At 68.4% G+C, this 26,731-nt stretch carries 25 protein-coding genes; 9 read left to right on the forward strand and 16 right to left on the reverse strand.

The window, feature by feature from the left end:
• The first annotated feature begins 139 nt into the window (after positions 1–139).
• From OPU67_RS14025 to OPU67_RS14035, 3 genes are all read left to right on the forward strand, one after another.
• Positions 140–814, forward strand: coding sequence for a TPM domain-containing protein (locus OPU67_RS14025; protein WP_267620699.1), 675 nt, complete (start codon positions 140–142; stop codon positions 812–814).
• Positions 815–925: 111 nt separating this feature from the next.
• A complete protein-coding gene (locus OPU67_RS14030) occupies positions 926–1,447 on the forward strand; it encodes an NUDIX hydrolase (RefSeq protein ID WP_267620763.1) in 522 nt (173 codons plus the stop codon).
• A gap of 4 nt (positions 1,448–1,451) precedes the next feature.
• Positions 1,452–2,234 (forward strand): SDR family oxidoreductase, encoded by a 783-nt coding sequence (locus tag OPU67_RS14035; RefSeq protein ID WP_267620701.1) that lies wholly within the window; start codon positions 1,452–1,454, stop codon positions 2,232–2,234.
• A 92-nt stretch (positions 2,235–2,326) separates the two neighbouring features.
• Here the strand turns inward: OPU67_RS14035 and OPU67_RS14040 are convergent, their stop codons facing one another.
• The 3 genes from OPU67_RS14040 to OPU67_RS14050 are packed head-to-tail and all read right to left on the reverse strand — an operon-like array spanning position 2,327 to position 2,835.
• Positions 2,327–2,542: a PspC domain-containing protein gene (locus tag OPU67_RS14040; protein WP_267620704.1), complete on the reverse strand. Its 216-nt coding sequence runs from the start codon at positions 2,540–2,542 to the stop codon at positions 2,327–2,329.
• A 26-nt stretch (positions 2,543–2,568) separates the two neighbouring features.
• The gene (locus OPU67_RS14045; RefSeq protein ID WP_267620705.1) at positions 2,569–2,682 is read right to left on the reverse strand and encodes an enoyl-CoA hydratase; all 114 of its coding nucleotides are present in this window, start codon (positions 2,680–2,682) and stop codon (positions 2,569–2,571) included.
• Between the two features lie 39 nt (positions 2,683–2,721).
• Positions 2,722–2,835 (reverse strand): enoyl-CoA hydratase, encoded by a 114-nt coding sequence (locus OPU67_RS14050; protein ID WP_267620707.1) that lies wholly within the window; start codon positions 2,833–2,835, stop codon positions 2,722–2,724.
• Positions 2,836–3,077: 242 nt separating this feature from the next.
• Between OPU67_RS14050 and recF the strand changes: the two genes are divergently transcribed.
• Positions 3,078–4,166: a DNA replication/repair protein RecF gene (gene recF / locus OPU67_RS14055; protein ID WP_267620709.1), complete on the forward strand. Its 1,089-nt coding sequence runs from the start codon at positions 3,078–3,080 to the stop codon at positions 4,164–4,166.
• A gap of 121 nt (positions 4,167–4,287) precedes the next feature.
• Here recF and OPU67_RS14060 read toward each other — a convergent pair whose 3' ends face one another.
• Positions 4,288–5,007: an arylesterase gene (locus OPU67_RS14060; RefSeq protein ID WP_267620711.1), complete on the reverse strand. Its 720-nt coding sequence runs from the start codon at positions 5,005–5,007 to the stop codon at positions 4,288–4,290.
• 59 nt (positions 5,008–5,066) lie between these two features.
• Between OPU67_RS14060 and OPU67_RS14065 the strand changes: the two genes are divergently transcribed.
• Entirely contained in the window at positions 5,067–5,762 is a 696-nt protein-coding gene (locus OPU67_RS14065; protein WP_267620713.1) for an ABC transporter ATP-binding protein, read from the forward strand.
• Positions 5,762–8,287 carry an ABC transporter permease gene (locus OPU67_RS14070; protein ID WP_267620715.1) on the forward strand — a complete coding sequence of 842 codons (2,526 nt, stop codon included), beginning with the start codon at positions 5,762–5,764 and terminating at the stop codon, positions 8,285–8,287. The genes OPU67_RS14065 and OPU67_RS14070 overlap by 1 nt, the downstream gene beginning before the upstream one ends.
• 32 nt (positions 8,288–8,319) lie before the next feature.
• Here OPU67_RS14070 and OPU67_RS14075 read toward each other — a convergent pair whose 3' ends face one another.
• Entirely contained in the window at positions 8,320–8,790 is a 471-nt protein-coding gene (locus OPU67_RS14075) for a DUF805 domain-containing protein (protein ID WP_267620717.1), read from the reverse strand.
• Positions 8,791–8,922: 132 nt separating this feature from the next.
• Positions 8,923–11,715: a TonB-dependent receptor gene (locus tag OPU67_RS14080; protein ID WP_267620719.1), complete on the reverse strand. Its 2,793-nt coding sequence runs from the start codon at positions 11,713–11,715 to the stop codon at positions 8,923–8,925.
• Between the two features lie 326 nt (positions 11,716–12,041).
• Here OPU67_RS14080 and typA point away from each other — a divergent pair, with 326 nt between their 5' ends.
• Positions 12,042–13,874, forward strand: a complete 1,833-nt coding sequence (gene typA, locus OPU67_RS14085) for a translational GTPase TypA (RefSeq protein WP_267620721.1) — start codon at positions 12,042–12,044, stop codon at positions 13,872–13,874.
• A 95-nt stretch (positions 13,875–13,969) separates the two neighbouring features.
• Here typA and OPU67_RS14090 read toward each other — a convergent pair whose 3' ends face one another.
• The gene (locus OPU67_RS14090) at positions 13,970–14,812 is read right to left on the reverse strand and encodes an outer membrane protein (protein ID WP_267620723.1); all 843 of its coding nucleotides are present in this window, start codon (positions 14,810–14,812) and stop codon (positions 13,970–13,972) included.
• A gap of 263 nt (positions 14,813–15,075) precedes the next feature.
• On the opposite strand from OPU67_RS14090, the gene putP reads away from it, so the two are divergent.
• Together putP and OPU67_RS14100 are read left to right on the forward strand one after the other, a co-directional pair.
• The gene (putP, locus tag OPU67_RS14095; RefSeq protein WP_267620725.1) at positions 15,076–16,545 is read left to right on the forward strand and encodes a sodium/proline symporter PutP; all 1,470 of its coding nucleotides are present in this window, start codon (positions 15,076–15,078) and stop codon (positions 16,543–16,545) included.
• A gap of 143 nt (positions 16,546–16,688) precedes the next feature.
• A complete protein-coding gene (locus tag OPU67_RS14100) occupies positions 16,689–17,372 on the forward strand; it encodes an extensin family protein (RefSeq protein WP_267620727.1) in 684 nt (227 codons plus the stop codon).
• A gap of 187 nt (positions 17,373–17,559) precedes the next feature.
• Here the strand turns inward: OPU67_RS14100 and OPU67_RS14105 are convergent, their stop codons facing one another.
• From OPU67_RS14105 to OPU67_RS14145, 9 genes are all read right to left on the reverse strand, one after another.
• Positions 17,560–18,180, reverse strand: a complete 621-nt coding sequence (locus OPU67_RS14105) for a response regulator transcription factor (RefSeq protein WP_267620729.1) — start codon at positions 18,178–18,180, stop codon at positions 17,560–17,562.
• A 142-nt stretch (positions 18,181–18,322) separates the two neighbouring features.
• Positions 18,323–19,069: a proteasome-type protease gene (locus tag OPU67_RS14110; RefSeq protein WP_267620731.1), complete on the reverse strand. Its 747-nt coding sequence runs from the start codon at positions 19,067–19,069 to the stop codon at positions 18,323–18,325.
• Positions 19,070–19,155: 86 nt separating this feature from the next.
• Entirely contained in the window at positions 19,156–20,013 is an 858-nt protein-coding gene (locus tag OPU67_RS14115) for a transglutaminase family protein (protein WP_267620733.1), read from the reverse strand.
• Positions 20,010–20,954 carry an alpha-E domain-containing protein gene (locus OPU67_RS14120; RefSeq protein ID WP_267620735.1) on the reverse strand — a complete coding sequence of 315 codons (945 nt, stop codon included), beginning with the start codon at positions 20,952–20,954 and terminating at the stop codon, positions 20,010–20,012. Before OPU67_RS14120 ends, OPU67_RS14115 begins: the two co-directional genes overlap by 4 nt.
• Positions 20,955–21,081: 127 nt before the next feature.
• Positions 21,082–22,512 carry a circularly permuted type 2 ATP-grasp protein gene (locus tag OPU67_RS14125; RefSeq protein ID WP_267620737.1) on the reverse strand — a complete coding sequence of 477 codons (1,431 nt, stop codon included), beginning with the start codon at positions 22,510–22,512 and terminating at the stop codon, positions 21,082–21,084.
• An 83-nt stretch (positions 22,513–22,595) separates the two neighbouring features.
• Positions 22,596–23,255: a potassium channel family protein gene (locus OPU67_RS14130; protein ID WP_267620739.1), complete on the reverse strand. Its 660-nt coding sequence runs from the start codon at positions 23,253–23,255 to the stop codon at positions 22,596–22,598.
• The gene (locus OPU67_RS14135; RefSeq protein WP_267620741.1) at positions 23,245–24,573 is read right to left on the reverse strand and encodes a TrkH family potassium uptake protein; all 1,329 of its coding nucleotides are present in this window, start codon (positions 24,571–24,573) and stop codon (positions 23,245–23,247) included. The genes OPU67_RS14130 and OPU67_RS14135 overlap by 11 nt, the downstream gene beginning before the upstream one ends.
• A 65-nt stretch (positions 24,574–24,638) precedes the next feature.
• Positions 24,639–25,952, reverse strand: coding sequence for a sensor histidine kinase (locus OPU67_RS14140; protein WP_267620743.1), 1,314 nt, complete (start codon positions 25,950–25,952; stop codon positions 24,639–24,641).
• A complete protein-coding gene (locus OPU67_RS14145; RefSeq protein WP_267620745.1) occupies positions 25,949–26,668 on the reverse strand; it encodes a response regulator in 720 nt (239 codons plus the stop codon). The genes OPU67_RS14140 and OPU67_RS14145 overlap by 4 nt, the downstream gene beginning before the upstream one ends.
• Between the last annotated feature and the right edge of the window lie 63 nt (positions 26,669–26,731).

Consider the following 26,731-nt stretch of genomic DNA (forward strand, 5'->3'; position numbering starts at 1 on the left):
TGACCGAGACCTCGACGATGGCGTCGACGATCGCCTGCATCCGGCCCGCATCGCGGTAGGCGAGCAGGCGTGCGGCGGGTTCGGCGGCTTCGGCGGCGGCGCGTCGGGCGGCGGCGGCGCTTCGGGAGGCTGGTGAGCGATGGCCCTCATGGATGATGCCGGTCGCGACCTCGTCAGCGCGGCGGTGACCGAGGCGGAAAGCGCGACCTCGGGCGAGATCGTCACCGTTCTCGCCGAGGCGTCGGACGGCTATACCGACGTCGCCCTCTTGTGGGCGGCAGGCGCGGCCTTCACCGCGATGAGCGTGTTCGCAGCCTTTCCCGAACCCTTCCTCGACACCTGGGACGCGCTGTTCGCCGGCTGGGGCCACCAGTGGACGACGGGCGAGCTTGCCAGCATGGTGATCGCGCTGGGGCTGCTCAAGTTCCTGGGCGTGATGCTCGTCCAGCAATGGGCGCCGCTCAAGTTCGCGCTGATCCCCGGGCCGGTGAAGACCGTGCGCGTCCACGATCAGGCGGTGCGCCAGTTCAAGGTGGGTGCGCGAGGCCGCACCACCGGGCACACCGGCGTGCTCATCTACCTCTCGATGCGCGAGCACCGCGCCGAGATCGTGGCGGACGAGAGCATCGCGGCGAAGGTGCCGGCCGAGGTGTGGGGCGAGGCGATGGGCGATATGCTCGCGCACATCGCCAAGGGGCGCGTCGCCGAAGGGCTCGCTGTCGGCATCCGCGATGTCGGCCACGTGCTTGCCGAACATTTCCCGCGCGGGGCGGACGACGTCAACGAACTGCCCGACCGGCTGATCGAGCTCTGAGCAAATACGGTCTTGACCCAAGGGGTCCGAGCCTGTCGAACGGCCGCCTCACGCTGCTGCACGGAGCCCCCCTTGGAACGAGACCGCGACGCCGACCTGCCCGAAGAGGTGATGTGGGAGGGGCGCTTCATCACCGCCAAGCGGCGGGGACGCTGGGAATATGTCGGCCGCGCGCGCGGCATCAGGGCGGCCGCGATCATCGCGCTCGACGAGGACCCGGACGGCACCCGGCACGTGGTGCTCGTCAGCCAGTTTCGCGTGCCGCTGGGCCGTTTCAGCCTCGAGATCCCCGCAGGCCTCGTCGGTGACGATGCGGGCGGCGAAGGCGAGGACGCCGCCGCCGCCGCCGCGCGCGAGCTGGAGGAGGAAACCGGCTACCGCGCGGGCAAGCTCGAGGTGCTGGGCGAATTCTATTCCTCCCCCGGCATGGTTTCGGAGGCCTTCACGCTGCTCAAGGCGACCGAGCTCGAACGCGTCGGCGAAGGCGGTGGGACGGAAGGGGAGAGCATCACCGTCCACCGGGTTGCCTTGCGCGACCTCATGCGCTTTGTGGCCGAGTGGCGGCGCGCGGGGCACGCGGTCGACGTGCGGATCGCGATGCTGCTGACGCCGGGATTTCTGGGAGAGGGATGAGATTATGGCAGGACGTGTAGCGGGCAAGCTGGCTCTGGTGACGGGCGGCGCGCAAGGCCTCGGCCGCGCGCATTGCATCCGGCTCGCGCAGGAAGGCGCGCGGGTGCTGGCGACCGACATCAACGGTGCGGGCGCCGAGGAGACCGCCGCGATCATCAATGCCGAGCTCGGCGAAGGCACCGCCTTTGCAATCGCGCATGATGTGACCAAGCCCGACCAGTGGGAAGCCGCCGTGGACGCCGCGCGGGAGAAGCTCGGTGGATTGAACGTCCTCGTCAACAATGCCGGGATCGGGGTTCCGGGCAACATCGAGGCCTGCGACTTCGGCGACTGGCAGCGCTGCTTCGACATCAACGTCAACTCGATCTTCCACGGCTGCCAGAAGGCGCTCCCCCTGATGCGCGAGCACGCGCCGGGATCGATCATCAACATCTCGTCGATCGCGGGGTTGATCGCGAGCGACACCATGCCCGCCTACAACGCCAGCAAGGCGGCGGTGTGGATGCTGTCGAAGTCGATCGCGCTCCACTGCGCGAAGAAGGGGATGCAGATCCGCTGCAACTCGGTCCACCCGACCTTTGTCGACACGCCGATCCTCGATGGGACGGCGAAGGCGCACGCGCTCGACAAGGACGTGCTGATGGAAAAGCTCGCGCGGCAGATCCCGCTCAAGTTCGTCGGCGAGCCCAACGACATCGCCAACGCGGTGCTCTACCTCGCCAGCGACGAGAGCCGCTTCATGACCGGCGCTGAATTGAAACTCGACGGCGGCATCAGCGCGATGTGAGCAAAAAAGAAGGGGCCGATGTGGCCCCTTCCCGGTTTCATCGATCAGGTGCAGCGGCCCGATAACCGGGAACCGCTTATGAAGCGCTGCACTCAATCCGCGATCAGCGCGACCGCGAGGTAGATCAGGATCGGGCTGCCGAAGCCCAGCAGGGTGGCGAGCACGAAGGCGATGCGCACCAGCATGGTGTCGATGCCGAAGTAGTTGCCGATCCCGGCGCACACCCCGAAGATCTTGCCGCTCTGCTTGTCGAGGCGGAAGCTGCGGCTGGGGGGCTTGCCGCCGGGCTGGCCCATGATGTCGTTCATCTGGTCGGTTCTCCTGGTTGCGGCGATCAGGCCATCAGGCCGGGCGTGGCGGGGACGATCGCGTAGGCGAAGCTCGCCACCGTGAAGATCACCGCGAAGGCGGCGGAAGCGAGGCGGGCGGTGGTGTCGGTCGAGAACATGGCGTGGTTCCTTGTCGTTTGGGTGAGCGTGGAGGCTGATCAGGCGAGAAGGGTGGGGCTGGCGGGGATGATCGCGTAGGCGAGGACACCGGCCGAAAGCACGATCGAGAAGGCGGCGGCGAAGAGGCGGTTGGCGGTTTCGGTGGCGAACATCTGAGGTCTCCTTGAAGGTCTGTCTGGTGTTTCCCGGGACCATCCCGGGGATGCCGGATACTTTGCAGGAGCCGTGCCAAACTCGAAAAATGGCTGATTTCGGCCATTCCATTCCTTTCACCCTGCAAACATCCGGTTCAGCAAAGCGAAAGCTTGGGAAAATTTCCCAAGGGTTGGCGGCAGCCATTTCGCCGCCCTCCCACTGGCCAAAGCGCCCCCCTCCCGCTACCCCCCACGCCGCCATGGGCCTCTCCCGCATCACCCTCGAAAACTTCCGCAACCACGCCGCGACAAGCCTGGCGGACACGGCGCATTTCAACCTGCTGGTGGGCGAGAACGGCGCGGGGAAGACCAACCTGCTCGAGGCGCTCTCGCTGCTCGGCCCCGGTCGGGGCCTCAGGCGCGCGAACCTCGCCGACCTGCCCCGCCGCGCGGTGCCCGGCGATCCGCCGGCGCCCTTCGCGATCGGGGCGAGCCTCAGCGAGGCGGGCGCCATGTCCGCCCGGATCGGCACCTATACCGAAGCCGGCCAGCCGGGGCGCCGGCTGGTGCGGATCAACGGCGCGGCCGCGAGCGCCGCGAGCCTTGCCGAATGGCTCGCCCTGTCATGGCTCACGCCCGCCATGGACGGCCTGTTCACCGACAGCGCGGGCGCGCGGCGGCGGTTCATGGACCGCATGGCGCTCGCCATCGCGCCGGATCATGCGCAGCGGGTGAATGCGCTCGAACGCGCCTTGCGCGAGCGGGGCAAGCTGCTGGAGAACCGCTCCGATCCCCGCTGGCTCGACGCGGTGGAAGCCCAGGCCGCCGAGCACGGCGCCGCCGTCGCCCGCACCCGCGCCGATCTCGTCCTCCGGCTCGCGGACGAGCTTTCCGCCCTGCCGCCAGAGCCCTTTGCCCGGCCCGCCCTCGCCTACCGCCACGGCGGGCCGACCGACGAGACCGCCTTGCGCGCCGAACTCGCCCGCGCCCGGACCCGTGACCGCGCAGCGGGCCGGGCTCTCTCAGGCCCGCAACGCGACGAATTGCTGGTCACCATGGCCTCCACCCGCCAGCCCGCCGCCGCCTGTTCGACCGGCGAGCAGAAGGCGATGCTGATCGCCATCACCCTCGCCCACGGCATCCTCGCCGCCGCCGGGCGGCCTTCGGTGCTGCTGCTCGACGAGGTCGCCGCCCACCTCGATCCGCTGCGCCGCACCGAACTGTTCCGGCGCCTGCGCGAAGGCCGCGCGCAAGTGTGGATGACCGGCACCGAACTCGCCCCCTTCGAGGCGATCCGCGCCGAAGCGGCGATCTGGCGCGTCTCGGGTGGCGGGGTGGAGCGGGTCTAGAGATTGAGGCTATCGGCCTGACCCTTGAACCGTTCGCCTCGAGCGAAGTCGAGAGGCCGGTCTGGGATGTCTCGACTGCGCTCGACACGAACGGGGATAATGCCCGCGGTCGGGACTCTCCTCACTCCTTCGGCAGCGCCCCTTCGACCGTCGGCAGGGTCGAGGCGACCAGCCGCTCGATGCCCTCGGCGGTGGGGTGGATGCGGTCCTGCTGGAATAGGGCCGGCTCGCGGTAAATGTCCTCCAGCCAGAAGGGGATCAGCGTCGCACCATATTCCTTGGCGAGATCGCGGTAGATCGCATCGAAGCGTGCCTGGAACTCGGGCCCGTAATTGGGGGGTGAGCGCATCCCCATCAGCAGCACCGGCACGCCCGCCTTCTTGAGGATCGCCAGCATCTTGCCGAGGTTCGCCTTGGTCTCCTCAGGCGAAATGCCGCGCAACAGGTCGTTGCCGCCCAGTTCGAGGATGAACAGCGCGGGCGGCGTCTCCTTCTGCGCGGCGAGCGTGAATTCGATGCGATTGAGGCCCGCCGCGGTGGTATCGCCCGAGACCCCGGCGTTCACCACCTCGGCATTGATGCCCCTGGCCCGGAGCGCGCCCTCCAGCTTTTCGGGGTAGGCATCGCGCGGGTCGAGGCCATAGCCCGCGAACAGGCTGTCACCGAAGGCGATGATCCGCCGCTCTGGACCCATCACCGGGATCGCCGGGAGTGTGGGCTGGCCATCCTCGGCGATCCCGCCCGGGGGCACGCTCGCTTCCTCCGCCTCTCCGCCGCAGCCCGCCAGCGCCAGCATGAGGCCCGCGGCCAGAGCAATATTCGACCAAGTGCGCTTGTGCATCCGCGAGCCTTCCATACCTGTAGCTTGTTGCAAATTGCCACCTATGCCATCGGAAAGCCGTGACAAGCCCCTCTCTCGCGATCAGCGCCCGCAATCTCACCCTCACCCTCGGCAGCAATGCCGCGCCGGTCACGATCCTGCGCGGGATCGATCTTGACGTGCAGCGCGGCGAGGTGGTCGCCCTGCTCGGCCCTTCGGGATCGGGCAAGAGCTCGCTGATGGCGGTGCTTTCCGGCCTCGAACGCGCGAGCGGCGGGAGCCTCACCGTGGCGGGCGCGGATTTCACCAGCCTCGACGAAGACGGGCTTGCCGCCGCGCGGCGGGGGCGGATCGGGATCGTGCTCCAGGCCTTCCACCTCCTGCCCACGATGACGGCGGCCGAGAACGTCGCGACGCCGATGGAGCTTGCCGGGATGGCCGACGCCGCGCCGCGCGCCATCGCCGAGCTTCAGGCGGTCGGCCTCGGCCACCGCACCGGCCACTACCCCACCCAGCTTTCGGGCGGCGAGCAGCAGCGTGTCGCCATCGCGCGGGCCACCGCGCCGCGCCCCGACCTCATCTTCGCCGACGAGCCGACCGGCAACCTCGATGCCGCGACTGGGGACGAGATCGTCGACCTGCTGCTTGCGCGCCGCGCCGAGACCGGGGCGACGCTGCTCGTCATCACCCATGACGCGCGGCTCGCTGCGCGCTGCGAGCGGGTGCTGACCATGGCCGACGGCGTGATCGTCTCCGACACGCGGGGCGCGGCCTGATGAGCCTGCCGTTGAAGGCGGCGTGGGCGATTGCCCGGCGCGATCTCAACGCGCGCTTCCGGGGCTTGCGACTGCTCCTGGTGTGCATCTTCCTCGGCACCGCCGCGCTCGCCGCGATCGGCACGCTGACCACCGCCATCGCCCGCGAGCTGGCCGCGAGCGGGCAGGAACTGCTCGGCGGCGATCTCGAGGTGACGGTCTGGCAGCGCGACCTCTCGCCCGCGGAGCGCGAGGCGATGGAAGCCTATGGCCGGGTGTCGAGCGGTTTCCGGATGCAGGCGATGGCGAGCACGCCGGACAGTGCCGCGCCGGTCGAGCTGAAGGCGGTCGACGCCAGGTGGCCGATGTTCGGGCAGCTGGTGCTCGCCGACGGGCGCAAGGTCGGCGCGCCGACGGGCAACGACGCGTGGATCGCCCGCTCCGCGCTCGAGCGTCTGGGCATCCGGGTCGGCGAGAGCTTCCGGATCGGCGGCGCCACCGTGCGCGCCGCCGGGGTGATCGCCGACGAGCCCGACCGCCTCTCGGAAGGTTTCCAGCTCGGCCCGACGATCATCGTCGCTGCCGACATGCCCGCCGCCGCAGGGCTGACCCAGCCCGGCGCGCTCTATGAAAGCAAGCACCGCATCGCCTTCCGCAGCGGCGTCGGAAGCCCCGACGCCGTCGAGGCGGCGATCACCAGGAAATTCCCGAACGCCGGCTTCAATGTCCGCACCCGCGACAAGGCCTCGCCCGGGGCCGAGCGCTTCGTGCGGCAGATGAGCGATTTTCTGACGCTCGTCGGCCTTGCCGCGCTGGTGATCGCCGGGATCGGCATCGCGGGCGGGGTCTCCTCCTATCTCGACCAGCGCCGGGCAAGCATCGCCACCTTGAAGGTGCTGGGCGCGACGTCGGGCGATATCGTGCGCATCTACGCGATGCAGATCGGCGTCGCGGCGCTGGCGGGAAGCCTTGCGGGGCTGGTGGCGGGCGTCGCCGTCACCCCGCTGCTCGCCCGCGCGCTCGCCGGACTGCTGCCGGTTGCGAGCGGGTTCATCATCGCGCCGGGCGCGCTGGCGCTGGCGGGCGCTTACGGCCTGCTCGTCGCTTTCGCCTTCGCCGCCGCCCCGCTGCTGCGCGCGCGGACCTTCCCGGCGATGGCGCTGATGCGGTCGGGGATCGTGCCTCTGGCGCGCGACTGGCGCGCGCTGGCGGCGACCGCGCTGGGGCTGGCGGCGATCTGCGCGCTGGCGCTGCTGACCACGGCGCAGCCGATGCTGTCGGGCGGGTTCCTGGCGGGCGCGGGCGGCGCGCTCGCGCTGCTCGCCGTGCTCGGCTGGGCGATCCAGGCGACCGCCCGCCGCCTGCCCCGCCCTGCCAACCCGCTGCTCCGGAGCGCGCTCGCCAACATCCACCGCCCCGGCGCGCCGACGGGGGCGCTGGTGACGGCGCTCGGCTTCGGACTCGCCGCCTTCGTGCTGCTCGCCGCCGTGCAGAGCGCGATCGACGGCAACATCGCCCGCCGCGTGCCCAACGAGGCGCCGGACTACTTCGTGCTCGACGTGCCGCAGGACGGCGAGGCGCGCTTCGGAGAGGTGGTGCGCAGCCAGTTCCCGGCGGCCAAGATCCGCTCTGTGCCGACAATGCGCGGTGCGATCCTCGCCTATGGGCCCAAGGACCGCATGACCCGGGTGGCCGATCGCAAGGAGATCCCCGAGGGCGCCTGGGCGCTGCGCGGCGAACGCGGCCTTACCTATGCCGACACCGCCCCCCCCGGCAATCGCGTGACCGAGGGTCAGTGGTGGAGCCCCTTCCACCGCGGCGAGCCGCTGGTCTCGGTCGATGCCGATTTCGCCAAGGCGGTGGGGCTCAAGGTTGGCGATTACCTGACGGTCAGCATCCTGGGGGTGGAGCGCACCGCGCGCGTTGCCTCGCTGCGCGAGATCGATTGGGAAAGCATGGGCTTCAACTTCACGCTGGTGTTCAGCCGCAACGCGATCAGCGACGCGCCGCACAAGCTCGCCGCCACGATCGAACTGCCCGACAAGGGCGACAGCGAGGCGCAGGGGCGCTTGCTCCGCGCGCTGGTGAAGGAAATGCCCTCCTCCTCTGTGATCGAGGTGGGCGGCATCCTCGTCGAGGCGCGCAAGCTGCTCGAACAGGTCAGCCTTGCGACGCTCGCGGCGGCGGCGGTGACGGTGCTGGCGGGGCTCGCGGTGCTGATGGGCGCGATCGCCGCGGCACGCGCGGCGCGCACCTATGATACGGTGATGCTGCGCGTGATGGGCGCGAGCCGGCGGCAGATCCTGCTGCTGCAACTGGCCGAATATGGCCTCTTGGCAGGTGTGCTCGCGCTGGTCGCGCTGCTTCTCGGGGGCGGCCTTGCCTGGGTGGTGATCACCCAGCTGTTCGAATTCGACTGGCTCCCCGACTGGGGCGAGGTGCTCGGCGTGCTGGGGCTGGGCCTTGCGCTGGTGCTGGCCTTCGCGCTCGCCGGATCGCTGCCGCTGCTGCGCGCCAAGCCCGCCCGCGCGCTGCGCGAGCTCTAGCGCGGTGTCCGGCCGGAGACCGCTTCAGGCGCTCAGGCGAACAGGTCTTCGCCGAAGGGGTTCTTCGGATCGGGACCGAAGCGGTTGGCGCCATCCGTCCCCGGAAGCACCAGCAGCACCAGAAGCGCGATGCTGGCGAGGCCGCCGACCAGCGGAATGAGGCTCGCCAGCGTCAGCCCGAGATACCACCAGCCCGACATATCGCGGTCATGCAGCCGCCGCACCGTCACCGCGATCGAGGGAATCAGCGCCGCGAGCACGAAGATCCCGTAGACCGCGAGCCCCGCCATCGAGAGCACCGAGCCGCCCTCCAGCAGCGCCCGGGCCATCGCCTCCTCGTCGTCCGGGTTCTGCACCGCGGCGGTGACGACATCGACCATGAACGGCCCGATCAGCACCGCACCGACAATCAGGTTGAGCAGCTGGAACATCCAGAACTCGCGGCGCCGCGAACGGCCGCCGAAATCCGCGTAGCGTCTGAAGGGCAGTATCATCCATTCCATGCGTCGATCCCCTCGCGCGCCGATGTCGGACGCGCAGATTGCGCAGGGCAACACAATTCGCGCCCCAGCGCAAACGAAAAGGCCCCGCACCTTGCCGGGTGCGGGGCCTTCGAAGATCGTGCCGGTAAGGGCTTAGAAACGGTAGCGGATCAGGCCGCCATAGGTGCGCGGCTGGTTGGGATAGCCGTAGATCGCCTGGCCTTGTCCGCCCACCCCAGGGAAGATCGTGCTGATGAAACGATCGTCCAGCAGGTTGCGGCCCCACAAGGTGAACTCCAGTCCCATGTCGAGCGCATAGGTGATTGAAGCGTTGAAGTTGTTGACTTCGCGGGTAAACTCCCTCGCCGCATCACGCGCGGTCTGGAAATTGGTCGTGCCGTTCGGGTTGGTGGTGATGAAATTCACCAGCCCGTCGAGGATCTGAACCGGCGCTTCGTATTGGTAATCGCCGCGCACAATGAAGCGATCGCCATTGGCCAGTTCCTTGTCCCACGTCGCGCCGAACGATGCGCTCAGCGGGTGCACGCCCTGCACCGGCTGGCCCGAAAGATCGCCCACCGGCGATCCGACGAAGCTGACATACTTGGGATCAAGGTAGGTCAGCGCCAGCGAAAGCGTGAGTTCGTTGGTCGGGCGCACATAGCCGTCGAATTCGATACCGAAGGTTTCGACCTCGCCTGCGTTCGCGAGCACGAAGAAATCGCCCACGAAGGTATTGGACTGGAAGTTCTCCAGCGTTTGCAGGAACACCGTCAGGTTGGCACCGGCACGCTCCCAGGCGCCCTTGATGCCGAGTTCGTAGACCGTGGATTCTTCGGGCAGGGCGAAGCGAGTGCCCGGACGCAGGTTGGGAACGCCCAGGCCCTGGCTGATTGCACGGGTAAAGTCGCCCGGCAACGGGCGGCTGTCGCGCGAAAGGTTGAACGAGCTTGCCTTGAAGCCGGTCGCGTAGCTCGCATAGACGTTCACCGTGTCGGTGACTTCGTAATTGGCCCGGGCCAAATAGGTGACGGCATCGTCCCGCGTGCGGCCATCCTCGACCGCGTTGGGGATGTTGAGGATGGGCGGCAGGAACTGGAATGTCCGCAAACCGCCGAGCGGGTTCGCCGCCGGGTTGTTCTGGTTGGCATTGGCGAAGGCGGTCGCGCCGGCGTTGATCTGACCGAAGGCGGCGGCATTTGCAGCCGCAAAGGCGCCGATTTCGGCAGCCGTGGCCGAACGGCCCAAACGAAGCGCCTGTCCCACGCCAGACGCCACAGCGCCTTGGCGAAGCAGGAGGTTGCGTGACGGTGCAAATTGCGGCGCATCGAGATTGATTTGCGAAAAGGCATCGGTGGTGCGCCCGTTCGAGCTCACGTCCTTGGCATCTTCGGTGTAGTTGGCGCCAACCGTCAGGGTCAGACGGTCGGTGACTTCAAAGTCGACCTGGCCGAACAGCGAGAACGCCTCGTTGTCCTGATCGAATTGGTTGAAGAAGCCCTGCCCTGCCTGCCAGAACGTGTTCGGTGCCACGCCGAGCAGCTGCTCGACAGAAGCCGCCGTCAGCGCCCCGCCCGAAGCGCCCGCGATAAGGCCGTTCGCATAGGCGCGGAAATCGCGACCGTAGAGAATCTGGTCCGCAGTCGAAAGCTGCTCGTTGAAGTAGTAGCCGCCGACAAGGAAATTGAGCGGCCCGTCGAAATCCGAGGCAAGCCGCAGTTCCTGCGTGAAAGTCTGGATGTCCGACTGACCGATGTTGGCACCCGTCGCCAGCGCGGCGCTGGTGAAATCCACGTCCTGATTGGCGCGGATCGAGGTCTCACGGTAGGCGGTGATCGAAGTCAGCGACAACGCACCGAACTGGTAATCGGCCTGCCCCGAAACGCCCCAGTTCTTGACCCTGTTGAAGGGCACCACATCGGTGAACACCACGTCGTCCAGCTGGGTGCCCGGCGCATTCAAACGCCCGCCAATCGACTGGATCAGGCCCGTGACGGGCGACGGGCGCAGGTTGGCGACTGCGCAGCACTTTTCGTCGAGTTCGTCGTAGTCGGCAATTACCCGGAAAGTGAAGTTGTTGCCGTTGTCGAACAACAACTGCGCGCGCGTGAACCAGCGGTTGCGGTCGTTGATGTCGTCCCCGTTGAAGCCGTTGGTGACGAAACCGTCGCGCTTGTTGAGCCCGCCCGCGACGCTCACCGCGATCGTATCGCTGAGCGGTCCGCTGATGTATGCGCGCGCCACCACCGCGTCGAAATTGCCGTAGGACAGTTCGGCGTTGCCCTCCAGTTCGAAAGACGGCGCGGAGGTCACCAGTGAAATGACGCCCGCGCTCGCATTCTTGCCGAACAAGGTGGATTGCGGACCGCGCAGCACTTCGACACGCTCGAGGTTGGGGAGGTCCGAGATCTGGCCGACGGCACGGCTGCGATAGACCCCATCGACGAACATCGCGACCGACGGTTCGAGCCCGAGATTATTGCCATCGGTGCCGAAGCCGCGGATCGAGAAGGTGGTGGCAAAAGCGCTTTGCAGTTGGCTCGTGCGCAGCGAGGGAACAACCGTGGACAGATCGGCGATGTCGCGGATCTGAGCCTGCTCGATCGTCGCGGCGGTGGTCACCGTGACCGCGACAGGGGTGTCCTGCAACGTCTGGGCGCGCTTGGTCGCGGTGACGATGATCTGGTTGCCGTTGTCGATATCGGCCTCGTCAACGGCCGGCGCCTCGGCATCCTGCGCGTCCTGCGCGAAGGCGGCACCCGGCAGGGCGAGCGCAAGGCTGGCAGCACCCGCCAGAAGGGTGAATCGGGTTGCGCCGGCCGCGCCGGTGAAATTCGATCGCATGGAAACTCCTCTCCAAAAAACGCGCGATCCCGGCGCCCGCTTCGGACACGCACCGTCCCTGTGCGCTCTCTCCCGGGATCGTGTGGCGGCTTGATAGGCCACCTAAGCGTCCGGAACAAGCGGCTGACCCGCGGTTTTCAGGGGCTAACGGGACGCCTGTTGCCAATGAGTCACACCTTCCGCGCGGCGCAGCGCAGCCGCCCGGCAGCCTTCCGCCTTGCCCCGCGCACGCACCCCTGCTAGGCGCCGCGGCGATTGTGCAACGCAGCACATCCGCACGCACGGCCCGGAACTCCCGATTGCCGTAGCGTCGGGTGCGTAGCCGTGCCCCGATAGCCCTGTCCATGCAGCGCCCGCAGCGGCGCTGCCGCCCGTCTCCTCCCGGATGCTGACCCAGCCTCCGGCCTGTCACCGGAAGTGCCTCCCCCATGTCGTCCGCCCTCAGAAATATCGCGATCATCGCCCACGTCGACCACGGCAAGACCACGCTGGTCGACCAGCTCTTCCGCCAGTCGGGCACCTTCCGCGAGAACCAGCGCGTGGAAGAGCGCGCCATGGATTCGGGCGATCTCGAGAAGGAGCGCGGCATCACCATTCTCGCCAAGTGCACCAGCGTGGAGTGGGAACAGGGCGGCGAGACCACCCGCATCAACATCGTCGACACCCCCGGCCACGCCGACTTCGGCGCCGAGGTGGAGCGCATTCTCTCGATGGTCGACGGGGTGATCCTGCTGGTCGACAGCGCGGAAGGCGCGATGCCGCAGACCAAGTTCGTGACTGGCAAGGCGCTCGCGCTGGGCCTGCGCCCCATCGTCGTCGTCAACAAGATCGACCGCCCGGACGGCCGCCCGCAGGAAGTGCTCGACGAGGTGTTCGACCTGTTCGTCAGCCTCGACGCGAATGACGAGCAGCTCGACTTCCCGGTGCTCTACGCTAGCGGTCGCGAAGGCTATGCAAGCGAGAACATGGACGCCCGCAGCGGCACGCTCGCCCCGCTGTTCAACAAGGTGATCGAGCACGTCCCCGCCCCCGGCCTTGACCCGGATGCCAAGTTCGCCTTCCTCGCCACCCTGCTCGACCGCGACAACTTCATGGGCCGCGTGCTCACCGGCCGCGTCCAGTCGGGCACGATCCGCGTCAACGATCCGATCCACGCCATCGATGCCGAGGGCAAGGTGATCGAAACCGGCCGCGCCACCAAGCTGATGAGCTTCGACGGGCTCGAGCGCGTGCCGGTCGAGATCGCGCGCGCGGGCGACATCATCGCGCTGGCGGGGCTCGAGAAGGCGACCGTCGCCAACACGATCTGTGATCCCTCGGTCAGCGAACCCATCGCCGCCCAGCCCATCGACCCACCGACTCTCGCGATGCGCTTTGCGGTCAACGACAGCCCGCTCGCGGGCCGCGAGGGCAGCAAGGTCACGAGCCGCATGATCCGCGACCGCCTGCTGCGCGAGGCAGAAACCAACGTCGCGATCCGCGTCACCGAGAGCGAGGACAAGGACAGCTTCGAGGTCGCCGGGCGCGGCGAATTGCAGCTCGGCGTCCTGATCGAGACGATGCGCCGCGAAGGCTTCGAGCTCGGCATCAGCCGCCCGCGCGTGCTGTTCCGCGAGGAAGACGGCAAGCGCATGGAGCCCTACGAGACCGTCGTGATCGACGTCGATGACGAGCACTCGGGCACGGTCGTCGAGAAGATGCAGCGCCGCAAGGCCGACCTCGTCGAAATGCGCCCCTCAGGGCAAGGCAAGACCCGCATCACCTTCTCGGCCCCCTCGCGCGGCCTCATCGGCTATCACGGCGAATTCCTGTCCGACACGCGCGGCACCGGGATCATGAACCGCCTGTTCGAGAAATACGGCCCCTACAAGGGCCCGATCGAAGGCCGCATCAACGGCGTCCTGATCTCCAACGGCGACGGCGAGGCGGTGGCCTATGCCCTCAATTCGCTGGAGGAGCGCGGCACTTTGTTCATCGGCCCGCAGATGAAGGTCTATGAAGGCATGGTGATCGGCGAGAACGCCAAGCCCGAGGACCTCGAGGTGAACCCCCTCAAGGCCAAGCAGCTCACCAACATCCGCTCCTCGGGCAAGGACGACGCGATCCGCCTCACCCCCCCGCGCCGCATGAGCCTCGAACAGGCGATCGCCTATATCGACGACGACGAGATGGTCGAGGTCACCCCGCAGTCGATCCGACTGAGGAAGGCGATCCTGTGCCCGCACGAGCGCAAGAAGGCGCGGCGCAAGAAGGAGGATTGAGGCCTCCCGGCTCGCCCCGGATTGCCCCGCACACGAAAAGGCCCCGCGCATCGGACGATGCGCGGGGCCTTTCCTTTTTTATGTGCGCGCGGGGCTCAGAAGCGGAAGTTCACCGAGGCGCGGAAGGAGTGGTAGTCGAAACGGTCGTTCGACAGGCGCAGGTCCGTGCCCGGGCCCTGAAGCAGGAAGGGGTTGGTCGCGGGCGCCGTGCCCTGGCCGACGCCGACCACGTAGTCGCTGTCGTCGAAGCTCGAGTAAAGATACTCGAGCCCGATGCCGAGGTTGCGGGTCAGCATCACCTCGGCCCCGCCGCCGGCCTGCCAGCCGAGCTCCCAGCTGCGGTTGTCGTTCGGGGTGAACGAGTTGGCGACGTTGCTGGTCGAGAAGCTGCGGTCGATGCGGGCATAGCCGCCGCCGCCGGTCACATAGAACAGCCCGCGGCCCTCGCCCGGCGCGATGCCGAGGCGCGCGCGCGCGGTCACCGCCCAGTCGAGCTCGCGGCCGAAGGTGTAGGAGGCCGGCGTGGTGCTGAAGCCCGAGGTGAATTCCTCGACGCCCGGACGCGCGCCTTCGAGCAAGATGCCGGCCACCACCGGGCCGCTGCCGAGGTGACGGTCATAGCCGACGCGCACGGCATAGCCATCGTTCTGGCGGTTGCCGCGGCAGGAGGCGACGCCCGCAGCCGTCGGCGTGCCACTGCAGAAGCCGGGCGAGAAGGCATCGACGCCCGCGCCGGTGCGGACGGTGTCGGTGAAGGTGCCGTCGCGGTTGGTGTCGAAGGTGATCACGTCGCCGCGGCTGGCTTCGGGGGATTCAAGCCCGACGGTCGCCGAGATGTACGGACCATCGAAATAGCGGTCGTCCTGCTGCGCATTCGCAGTCGAGGAGAGCATCAGCGCGGTGAAACCGGCCGCCGGGAGAAGATACTTGGGGGACATCAATAAGACTCCGAAATCGTGGAGAGAGATAATGCAACGTTGTGCGATTGCCTCCTGCACCTGTCCGGTCGCGGCCTGTGAAACCTAGCCTTGCGTTAGCTTTGCGTGCATTCACCGCGCATAAATCACGACTTGACGAAGGTTGTGAGGCCGGGAACCTCGGCGCCCTTCCCGGGTTCGCGCGCGCTCGTCGTCCGCTTCCGAGGGGGGTAAATCGGCGCGGCGGATGGCGTCGGCGGCGCGGGCTTGTTAGGCCCGCTGCCATGAACACCTGGACCCTTGCCGCCCTTGCCGCCTATTTCGTGCTGATGCTCGCCATCGGGCTGTTCGCCTGGAGGAAGTCGACGCAGGACAGCGCAGGTTACCTGCTAGCGGGGCGCTCGCTGTCGCCGGCGGTGGCGGCGCTCTCTGCGGGCGCCTCGGATATGTCGGGCTGGCTGCTGCTCGGCCTGCCGGGCGCGCTTTACGTCTCGGGCCTGGTCGAGGCGTGGATCGCGATCGGGCTGACCGTGGGCGCGGCGGCGAACTGGATCATCGTCGCCCCCCGGCTGCGCGAGGCGACCGAGCGGCTGGGCAATGCGCTCACCATCCCGCAGTTCCTCGCCAACCGCTTCCCCGAACAGGGGACCGTGCTGCGCGTCGTCTCGGCGGTGGTGATCGTCGGCTTCTTCACGGTCTATACCGCGAGCGGCATGGTCGGCGGGGGCAAGCTGTTCGAGACCGCCTTTGCCGGCGTGCTGCCCGACACGGGCCTTTCCGACTACATGCTCGGCATCCTCATCACCGCCGGGATCGTGCTCGCCTACACCATGATCGGCGGCTTCCTCGCGGTGAGTCTCACCGATTTCGTGCAGGGGATGATCATGATGACGGCGCTGGTCGTCATGCCGCTGGTGATTCTCTCCGACCTCGGCGGGAGCGCGGCGCTGAGCCTCGGCGCGGTGCCGCAGGAGGGGTTCCTGAGCCTCACGCAGGGGGCAAGCCTGGTGGGCGTGATCAGCGCGGTCACCTGGGGGCTGGGCTATTTCGGCCAGCCGCACATCATCGTGCGCTTCATGGCGATCGACCGGGTCGAGAACGTGGCGCGTGCCGGGGTCATCGGGATGGGCTGGATGGTGATCTCGCTTGTCGGCGCGGTGCTGGTGGGGCTGGCGGGGCGCGCCTATGCGGAAGGCAACGGCCTGCCCGTGAGCGATCCCGAGACGATCTTCATCATCCTGTCCGGCCTGCTGTTCCACCCGGCGGTCACCGGGTTCCTCTACGCCGCGCTGCTGGCGGCGATCATGAGCACCATTTCCTCGCAGCTGCTCGTCTCCTCCTCCTCGCTGACCGAGGATTTCTACCGCCTGTTCCTGCGCCGCTCGGCCAGCGAGCGCGAGGCGGTGAACATCGGCCGGCTGTCCGTGGCGCTGGTCGCGGCGGCCGCGCTGGTGATCGCGGCGGACCCGGAAAGCGAAGTGCTCGGCCTCGTCGCCAATGCCTGGGCGGGCTTCGGCGCGGCGTTCGGCCCGCTGATCCTGCTCGCGCTGACCTGGCCGCGGATGACCGGGGCGGGCGCGGTGGCCGGGCTGGTGACCGGCGCGGGCGTCGTCGCGGCGTGGATCGCGCTGGGCTGGAACAAGGCGTTCCTGAGCGGCCCGGGTCTTTACGAGATCGTGCCGGGCTTCACGGCCGCATTCGCCGCGATCGTGCTGGTGAGCCTCACGCGGCCCTCGCGAACAGAGGCTGGTTAACGCCTTCTGCCGCCTTTCTTCCGCGTTGATCCGTAGAATTTCTTAACCTTGTTTCTTGCCCGCGACTTAAGGTTACTTCCTTAAGTCTGTGTGGCATGAAACAGGCGACATTCCTTGGCAGAGCGGCTTTGCTGGCAGGCGCGATGGCGCTGCTGGGGGCCTGCGGTTCCCTCATCCCCCAAGGGCGCGGCGGCCCCGCCCCCGGCACGGCGAGCGCCCGCGCCAGCGCGCCCTCGCGGCCGGCGATGCCCGTCGCTTCGGCGCCGCGCAGCTATGCCCCGCGTCCCGAGGACATGGGCTGCATCGCCGATCTCGGCGCGAGCGGCGCGCGGTTCGACCTGCTGCCCGACATCTATGCCGCGCCCGGATGCAACAAGCTCGGCACGGTGCAGCTCATGGCGCTTGCCGGAGACCGCGCACCCTTGAGCGTCGCCAACCTTGGCCCTGTGAAGTGCCATGTCGCCAAGGCCTTCGGCGACTGGGCCCGCTTCGGGGTCGATCGTGCCGCGCGCGAGATCCTCGGCAGCCCGGTGACCCGGATCGAGACCATGGGCTCCTACGCCTGCCGCACCGTGGCAGGGACCGACCGGCTTTCCGCCCATGCCCGCGCCGAGGCGATCGACGTGTCGGCCTTCGTGCTCGGCGACGGGCGGCGGATCGTGCTCAAGCGCGACTGGCACGGCGGCGACGCAGCGACCCGCGAGTTCCTGCGGGTGGTCCACAAGAGCGCCTGCAAGCGCTTCGGCACGGTGCTGGGGCCGGAATACAACGCCGCGCACCAGGATCACTTCCACCTCGAAGGGGTCGGCGCGAAGTTCTGCCGCTGACCGGCGCGCGCCTGCGGCGTCGTTCCAATCGCGCCGCCGGACGGGCCCGCAACCCCGACCATCGCGAAAGCGAGAATCCTTTCTCCACGCCCGCTTGAGGCCTCGAAGGTCGGCGGCCCGGGCCGGGGATAGGAACCCGGTCCGGGTCGCTCGGGGGGACTTGCAAGCCGACGGTCCTGCTGTGCTGTCAGGCGCGCAGGCGCGGTTCGAGCTTCGCTTCCAGCTTCAGCCGCACCGCTTCGGCTGCGTGACGCGCGCCCAGCTTGGTCATCATGTTGGCGCGGTGGATCTCCACCGTGCGCGGGCTGATGTCGAGCTCGCGGGCGATCGCCTTGTTGCTGCTGCCTTCGGCCAGCCAGTCGAGCACCTCGCGCTCGCGCGCCGAAAGGGTCGAGATGCGGTCGCGCGCCTCGATCATGCGCCGGCGGGCGGCGCCGAACATCTCGGCCTCTTTCTCGATCCGCATGAGGCAGCGGGTAAAGCGTTCCGGATCAAGCGGCAGGGCGAGATAATCGAGCGCGCCGGCCTTGATCGCCTCGACGATGCGGCCGGGGCGCGGCTGGATGTCAACCGCGATCAGCGGCAGCCAGATGCCGAGCCGCCCGAGCCGGTCGAGGATCATTCCCACCCCGCCTTCTTCCGCGGTGTCGCGAGCGATGATGATCCCGTCGCGCGGCGGATGCACCGCAAGCTCGGAAAGGTCGCCGTAGACTTCGCAGTGATGGCCGAGGCCAAAGCCCACACGCGCGAGTTCGGCGCGTTGGCGGCTGCACGAGTCGATGAAGTGGAGGGAGGCTTTGCGTGTCATGCGATTGTGTCTGCGCTAACCGATTATGGGATTCACGCATGAGCGCCGCCGATCCGGACGATTTACCATATCTGTTTCAACTCAACCACATGAAATACAATGATTATTTTGCTCCGTAACGGAGACAGATCAGGCCTTGCCCTTACGCGTCATCGCTGAATGTGTAGGGCGGGAGCGAATGGAAGGCCGATCGCAGCGCACTGCCCCAACGTGATGAAATCGTGTCGAAATATTGATCGTCCTCGGTCACGCGGTTTTCATGCAAAGGTTTGAAGTTGTCCTTGCCGATCACCAGCAGATCGAGCGGCAATCCGACCGACAGGTTAGCCTTGAGAGTCGAATCGAAGCTGACCATCATCAGCTTCACCGCCTCCTCGAAGTTCATGTCGCGTTCGTAGCCGCGGATCAGGATCGGGCGGCCGTACTTGGTTTCGCCGATCTGGAAGAAGGGCGTGTCCCAGCTCGCCTCGATGAAGTTGCCTTCGGGGTAGATCATGAACAGGCGCGGCTGCATCCCCTTGATCTGCCCGGCGACGATCATGGTCGCGGTGAAGCGGCCCTTGCCGGCCTCGCCGTTGACGCGCTGCACCTCCTCGATGGTGGCGCGCAGGATGCGGCCGATCTCTGTGGCGACCTGGAACATCGTGGTGCCGCGCAGCAGGCAGTTGTCGCGCTCCTCGGGGGCCTTGGTGCGCTCCTCCAGCTGGCTGATCACCGCCTGGGTGGTGGCGAGGTTGCCGGCGGTCATCACCGCGATGATCCGCTCGTCCGGCACGCTCCAGTGGAACAGCTTGCGGAAGGTCGAGATGTTGTCGACGCCCGAATTGGTGCGGGTGTCGCTCATCAGGACGAGGCCCTTGTCGAGCACCATGCCAACGCAATAGGTCATGTCAGCGATCCTTCCTTGCCGCGCGCCCGCGAGGCCCTAGCGCCAAGCCGTGCCGAGCGCAAAGGGCCCACAAGTCCTCCTCCGCCTTACTGGCTCGACTGGCCCTGGCTCTGGCTCTGCGCCGCGACCGGCTGCCCCTCCACCGCGACGCCGACCGTCAGCACCTGGTCGGAGGCGCCGATGCTGATGCCGGTGATGGGGGCCGCGTCGCGATAGTCGTCGCCGGTGGCGACCCGGACGTAGCGCGGATCGGGGCTGATCCCGTTCGAGACGTCGAAGCCGACCCAGCCCAGCCCCTCGACGTGCGCCTCCGCCCAGGCGTGGGTGGCCTCCTGCTCGATCCGGTCGTTCATCATCAGATAGCCGCTGACATAGCGCGCCGGGATGCCGTTCGCGCGCGCGGCACCGATGAAGATGTGCGCATGATCCTGGCACACGCCCGCCCCTTGCGCGACGGCTTCCTCGGCGGTGGTGGTGGCGGTGGTCCGCCCGGTCTCGTAGGCGACGCGCTCGCGCACCGCCGCCGACAGCGCGTGGAGGAAGGCGAGCGGGTCCTGTGCCGAGGGGCCTTGCACGTCGCGCAGCAGCGCGCGCAGCTTGCCGCCGGGACGGGTCAGCGGGGTCTGGCGCAGGAAGCTCCACAGCGGCAGGTGCCCCGAGTGTCGCCCGATCACCCCGGCATTGTCCTCGGTCTCGACCGTGCCCTCGCAGGTCACCGTCACCTCCTGCGCGCCGGGGGTCAGGCTGATCAGCGTCACGTGGTTGAAGTGCTGGTCGTCGTACTGGAGTTCGGCCTCGGCATTCTCGAAGCGCATCCGCCAGTCGATGATGCGCTGCCCGTGGGTTTCCTTGGGGGTGAGCCGCAGCCGCTGGAGCGCGTGCACCACCGGCTGCGCGAAGGCGTAATGGGTGGTATGGCGCACCTGGAGTTTGAGCTTGCTCATGCGTGGAACCGGTAGTCCTCGGCAATCGCCCGGGCGATCGCGTTGTTGCGGGCGAGGAAGTCGACGAGGAATTCGTGCAGCCCCGCCTCGAAGATCGTGTCGACGGTGAGGTGGTTGATGCGGCTGTCGGCCTCGCGCATCAGCGCCACGGCCCGGCCCTCGCCCCCATGCGCGCGGGCGAGCGCATCGAGGCACCCGCGCAGCGCGCTGCGGCAGAAGGCGAGGCTCCGCGGGAAACGCTCGTCGAGCACCACGAACTCGACGATCCCGCGCGCCTCGATCTGTCCGGCATTGAGCCAGCTGTAGGCCCGCGCCCCCGCGACCGAGCGCAGCACCTGTTCCCACTGCCCGGTGTCGAGGCTCGAGCCCACGTAGGAGAGCGAGGGCAGCAGGATGAAATACTTCATGTCGAGGATGCGCGCCGAGCTGTCGGCGCGTTCGATGAAGGTGCCGGCGCGGCTGAAGTGGTAGCCCTCGTCGCGCAGGATCGACCCGTCGAAGGCGCCGTGCACCTCGGTGCCGGCGCGGCGGATGGCGGCCAGCACCTCGCCCACCGCGCCCTGCCCCACCGGGCGCGAGAGCAGCCGGTCGAGCTGCATCCAGTTGGCGTTGACCGCCTCCCAGACGTCGGAGGAAATGTTGATCCGCGCCGCCCGCGCATTGGCGCGCACCGCGCCGAGCATGGTGCGCACGTTGCCCGGATTGCCGCTCCCGCGCAGCACGAAGTTCCAGACCGACACGCCGTCATAGGCATCGTGCGCGGCGCCGTAGGCTTCGGTAAGGCCGAGGGTCGCGATCACCGAGCGCCATTCCGCCTCGGCAGTGACGATATCCCGCGTCAGCGCCATGCGCAGCGCGGCCTCGAGCAGGCGCGCGGTGTTCTCGGCCCGCTCGAGATAGCGGAACATCCAGAACAATCCGTTGGCGGTGCGGCCTAGCATTCTCCCCTCCCGCTCGCGGGAGGGGCCGGGGGTGGGCAAAAAACTGCGCACCATTCCTTGACGGGCCCACCCCTAACCCCTCCCGCAAGCGGGAGGGGGACTTTGGCAAGGCGATCCGTCTGCACCATCAGTCCTTCAAAACCCATGTGTCCTTGGTCCCGCCCCCTTGCGAGGAATTGACCACCAGCGAACCCTTCTTGAGCGCCACGCGGGTGAGGCCGCCGGGCGTGATGTCGATCCCTTCGGGGCTGACGAGCACGAAGGGCCGCAAGTCCACATGGCGCGGCGCGAGGCCGGCGGCGGTGTAGATCGGGCAGGTCGACAGCGCGAGCGTGGGCTGGGCGATGTAGTTCTCCGGCCGCGCGAGCAGCTTGACGCGGAAGGCGGCGATCTCGCGCTTGGAGGCGGTCGGCCCGATCAGCATCCCGTAGCCGCCCGAGCCGTGGACTTCCTTCACCACCAGGTCGGGCAGGTTGTCGAGGACATGGGCGAGCGCATCCTTGTCGGCGCAGCGCCAGGTCTCGACATTGGGCAGCAGCGGGCGCTCGCCGGTGTAGAACTCGACGATCTCGGGCATGAAGGAATAGATCGCCTTGTCGTCGGACACCCCGGTGCCCGGCGCATTGGCGATGGTGATCCCGCCCGAACGGTAGACGTCCATGATCCCCGGCACGCCGAGCACGCTGTCGGGGTTGAAGGTCAGCGGGTCGAGGAATTCGTCGTCGACCCGGCGGTAGAGCACGTCGATCGGCGTGTAGCCGCGCGTGGTGCGCATCTGCACCCGGCCCTCGACCACCCTGAGGTCGCTGCCCTCGACGAGCTCCGCGCCCATCTGGTCGGCGAGGAAGGCGTGCTCGAAATAGGCGGAATTGTAGATGCCCGGCGTCAGCACCGCGACGGTCGGCTTGCCACCGGTGTAGGCGGGCGGCACGCAGGCCGCGAGGCTGCGCGCGAGACGGCGCGGGTAGTTGGAGACGCTCTCGACCGCGATGCGGCTGAACAGATCGGGGAACATCCCCATCATCGTCTCGCGATTCTCCAGCATGTAGGAGACGCCCGAGGGCGTGCGCGCGTTGTCTTCCAGCACGAAGAACTCGTCCGGGCCGGTGCGAACGAGGTCGATGCCGACGATGTGGGTGTAGATCCCGCCCGGCGGGGTGAAGCCCACCATGCCGGCGAGCCACGCCGAATTGTTGCGCAACAGCCTTTCGGGCAGGCGCCCGGCGCGCACGATCTCCTGTCGGTGGTAGAGATCGTAGAGGAAGGAGTTGATCGCCCGCACGCGCTGCTCGATCCCGCGCGAGAGGCGGCGCCATTCGGCGGCGGTGATGATGCGCGGCACCATGTCGAAGGGAATGAGGCGTTCCTCCGCCTCGTTCTCGCCATAGACGTTGAAGGTGATGCCGGTGCGGCGGAAGGCGGCGTCGGCCTCGCGGTCCTTGCGGCGCAGGAATTCGGGGGGCTGTTCGGCGAACCAGCGGCAATATTCCTCGTAGGCCGCGCGGGTGAACCCCGCGCCGTCGAACATCTCGTCGAAATTGCTGCCCCGCCCGTGCATCGCCCCCTGCTCGGCTGCTCCAAGAAAGGGCCAGCTTAACCGCGCTTTCGCAAAAGAAAAGCGCGAGCCGCAATTGGCGCCGGTCAAATCGCCGCGAAGCGCTCGATGTCCTTGATCCGGCCGGAGACCACCAGCTCGTCCTCCGGGAAGATCAGCGTGTCGGGCACGGCGTGGATGAAGGCCTCGCCCTTGCGCTTCACGCCGACCACGGTGACGTCGTATTTCTTGCGGCAGGCGCTGGTGACCAGCGGCAGGCCGACGATCGGCTCGGGGGCGCACAGGCGGGCAATGGCGAATTCGTCGTCGAAGGCGATGAAATCGAGCAGGCGTTCGTTAAGGAGATGCGCCACGCGCTCGCCCATGCGCTGTTCGGGGAAGACCACATGGGTCGCGCCGATCCGCTCGAGGATGCGGGCGTGGTTGGCGTTGCTCGCCTTGGCCCAGATGTTGGTGAGGCCGAGGTCCGACAGGGCAAGCACCGTCAGCACGCTCGCCTCGATATCGGTGCCGATCGCGACCACCGCCGCCCCGAAGTCCCTGACGCCGAGCAGGCGCAGCACGTCGGCATCGGTGCAATCGGCCTCGATCACCTTGGTGAGATCGGCGGCGTATTCCTGGACGAGGTGCGGGTTGCTGTCGATCCCCAGCACCTCGCTGCCCATGCTGGTGAGCGTGCGGGCGACCGCGCCGCCGAAGCGGCCGAGCCCGACGACGAGGACGGGTTTGCGCCTGTCAGCCGACAATGAGGTTCTCCTTGGCAAAGCGATAGGGACGCGGCGGCCTGCCCACGGCAAGCGCCGTGGCGACGGTGATGGTGCCCACCCGCCCGACGAACATGAGGACGACGATGACAAGCTGTGCGCTCGGCGGCAGGTCGGCGGTGATGCCGGTGGACATGCCCACGGTGGCGAAGGCGGAGATGCACTCGAACAGGATCTCGGGCAGCGGCAGGCGCGTGATCGAGGCGATGTAGGTGGCGGCGGCAAAGACGATGCCGCCCGCCATCGCGGTGACGGTGAGCGCCTGCCGCTCGACCTCGCTGCCGAAGCGGCGGTCGAAGAGGCCCGCATCGCGCCGGCCCAGCACCTCGGACAGCACGATGGCAAAGAGCACCACGAAGGTCGTCACCTTGATGCCCCCCGCCGTCCCCGCGCTGCCGCCGCCGATGAACATCAGGAGATAGTTCGCCATCAGCGTCTGGTCCTCGAAGGCGCCGACATCGAGGCTGTTGAACCCGGCGGTGCGCGGCATGACCGAATGGAAGGCGGCGTTGAGCAGCTTGGCGCCCAGCCCCATGGGCCCAAGCGTTCCGGGATTGCTCCACTCCATCGCCAGAATCGCCGCAAAGCCAAGCGCCAGCAGCGCGGCGGTGCCCGCGAGGGTGACCTTCGAGTGCAGCGACCAGCGCCGCCAGTCGAACCGCTTGTCGCGCACATCCTGCATCACCGGAAAGCCAAGCGCGGCGAGCACCACCGAGACCATGATCGGGCCCAGGATCATGGAATCGTTCTGGAAGCCCATCACGCTGTCGGCGAAGGTCGAGAAGCCGGCATTGTTGAAGGCGCTGACGGAATGGAACACCGCGTGCCACAGCGCCGCGCCGATCCCCATGTCGTAGGCGAGCGCCATGCGCGCCCAGAGGACCAGCGCGACGACGGCCTCGACCGCGACGGTGACGGCGAACACCAGCTTGAGGACGGAGAGCGCGTCGCCCGTCTCCAGCCGCCCGCGCTCGACCTGGGTCGCGAGCCGGTCGTGGAGCCCGAAGCCGCGCCCGGCGATGAGGCCGAACAGCGTCGCCGCGGTCATGATCCCGAGCCCTCCGATCTGGAACATCAGCAGGATCGCGACCTGTCCGAAGGGCGACCAGTAGCTGCCGGTGTCGACCACCACGAGACCGGTGACCGCCACCGCCGAGGTGGCGGTGAACAGCGCGGTGAGGAACGGCGCACGGATGCCGTCAGCGGTGGCGATGGGCAGGCTGAGCGCCGCCGTGCCGATCGCGATGGCGAGCAGGAACAGGCTCGGCACCAGGCGGATCGGATGGCGCAGCGACTCCATGCCCGCGCTTTGCGCCACTCCGGCGCGCGCATCAACGCCTTGCGTCCAGCGACGCCCCGCCCGCGTCAGGCGAGCGCGACGCTGAGCTCCGCGCGCAGGCCGCCTTCGGGGCGGTTGGCGAGCCGCAGCGCGCCGCCGTGCAGCCGGGCGATGGCCGCGACGATCGCGAGCCCCAGCCCGTGCCCGCCGGTCGATCGGTTGCGCGAAGGCTCGATCCGCACGAAGGCGCCGGCTGCAGGATCGAGCATATCCTCGGGGATGCCGGGCCCCTGGTCCTCGACGATGAGGCTGGCCGTCGCTGTGTCCTCGGCCAGCCGGATGGTCGCCGCGCCGCTGTAACGCACCGCGTTGTCGACAAGGTTGGTGAACGCGCGGCGGACGGCGTCGGCATCGACGCGCACCGGCAGCGCCGCGCGCTCTTCGAGCACGACATCGGCGCCGCGCGCGCGAAACTCGGCGGCGACCGTTCTCGCGATGGCGACGAGGTCGCCTTCCCGGCGCGCGATGTTGGCCGAGCTGCGGGCGAGCGAGAGGATGCCTTCCAGATCGCCCGACAGGCGCTCGATCTCGGCGATGAGGCCCGCGCGCTGCGCGTCGTCCTCGACCAGTTCGGCCTGGATGCGCAGCGCGGTGAGCGGGGTGCGCAGGTCGTGGCCGATGGCGCCCAGCATCACGTCCTTCTCGCGCAGCATCGCCGCGATGCGGGTCTGCATCGCGTGGACCGCGCCGATCAGCTCGCGCACGTCGCGCGGGCCCGGCAGCGGCTCGAGCGCGGGCGGCGCGGCGGTGTTCCACGGGTCGGCGGCCCAGGCGTCGGCATCGCGGGTCAGCGCGGACAGCGGGCGCGTGACGCTGCGCACCAGCAGCAGGAGCGGCACCAGCAGCACGGCGAGGATCACCAGCGTCTGCACCGCCAGCCCCCAGATCAGCGGCCCGACCGGCGCAGGCCCCCGCGCGCGGGAGGTCAGCCACGTCCCGTTTTCGGTCTGCACGGAGATGATGACGAAGCGGTTGCCGCGCGGCCCTTCCACCAGCGCGGCGCGGACCGCCCGCACCCGCGCCTCGCTGTCCTGTGCGAGCCGCGCGCGGGCGAGCGCCTCGATATTGGCGAGGCGGGGCATTTCGGGCCGGATCGGGGCCTCGGCGCTGACACGCAGCCGCGCGCGGGCACCCCAGCGGCGCTCCCGCAGCCCCTCGGGCCCGGCAGCGTCGACGGCATCGACCAGCCGGGCGATCGCCGGGGCGGCGGCGGCTTCCATGCTAAAGGCCTGCCGTTCCCGCACGGCGAGCGTGAAGTTGAGCGCCTGCGCGGCGATGAGGCCGAGCGCGACGATCAGCATCACCTGCTGCGCCAGCGACAATCGCGACAGCAGCCTCACAGCCGCGTCACCCGGGCGGCGAGGACATATCCCGCCGCGTGGACGGTCTTGATGTATTCGGGCGCGCGGGGATCGACCTCGATCTTGCGCCGCAGCCGGCTGATCGCGTTGTCGATCGCCCGGTCGAACGGGCCGGCCTCGCGGCCCTTGGTGAGATCGAGCAGCTGGTCGCGCGACAGGGTCACGTTGGGGCGCAGCACCAGTGCCTCGAGCAGCGCGAAATCGCCGCCGGTGAGCGGCACCTCGTGCCCGTCCCCGCGCATCAGGCGGCGCTGCGCGGTGTCGAGAATCCACGGGCCGAAGCGGTATCCGGACGCGGCCTCGGGCGCGGCGACGCTGCGCTGGCTGCGGCGCAGGATCGCGGCGATGCGCGCGGTCAGCTCGCGCGGGTTGAAGGGCTTGGCGAGGTAATCGTCGGCACCCATCTCGAGCCCGATGATGCGGTCGATATCCTCGGCGCGGGCGGTGAGAAGGATGATCGGCAGATCGCTCCCCGCCCGGATGAAGCGCGCAAGGCTGAGCCCGTCCTCGCCGGGCATCATGATGTCGAGGATGGCGAGATCGAACGCGCCGACCAGCAGCTGTGCGCGCGCCTCGGCGGCATCGGCGGCGGTCGTCACCCGGTAGCCCGCCTTGCCCAGCACCGTCGCCAGCGGCGTGCGGATCGAGGGCTCGTCATCGACGAGCAGCAGGTGCGCAAGGGGGGCGGCGGTCACGGGCGGCAGGGTTCCGATGGCAGGGTCAGGAAGGGCGGATAGCACATCGCGCCGCTGCGCAAA

It is taken from the genome of Erythrobacter sp. WG (assembly GCF_026586795.1).
GTDB lineage: Bacteria > Pseudomonadota > Alphaproteobacteria > Sphingomonadales > Sphingomonadaceae > Erythrobacter.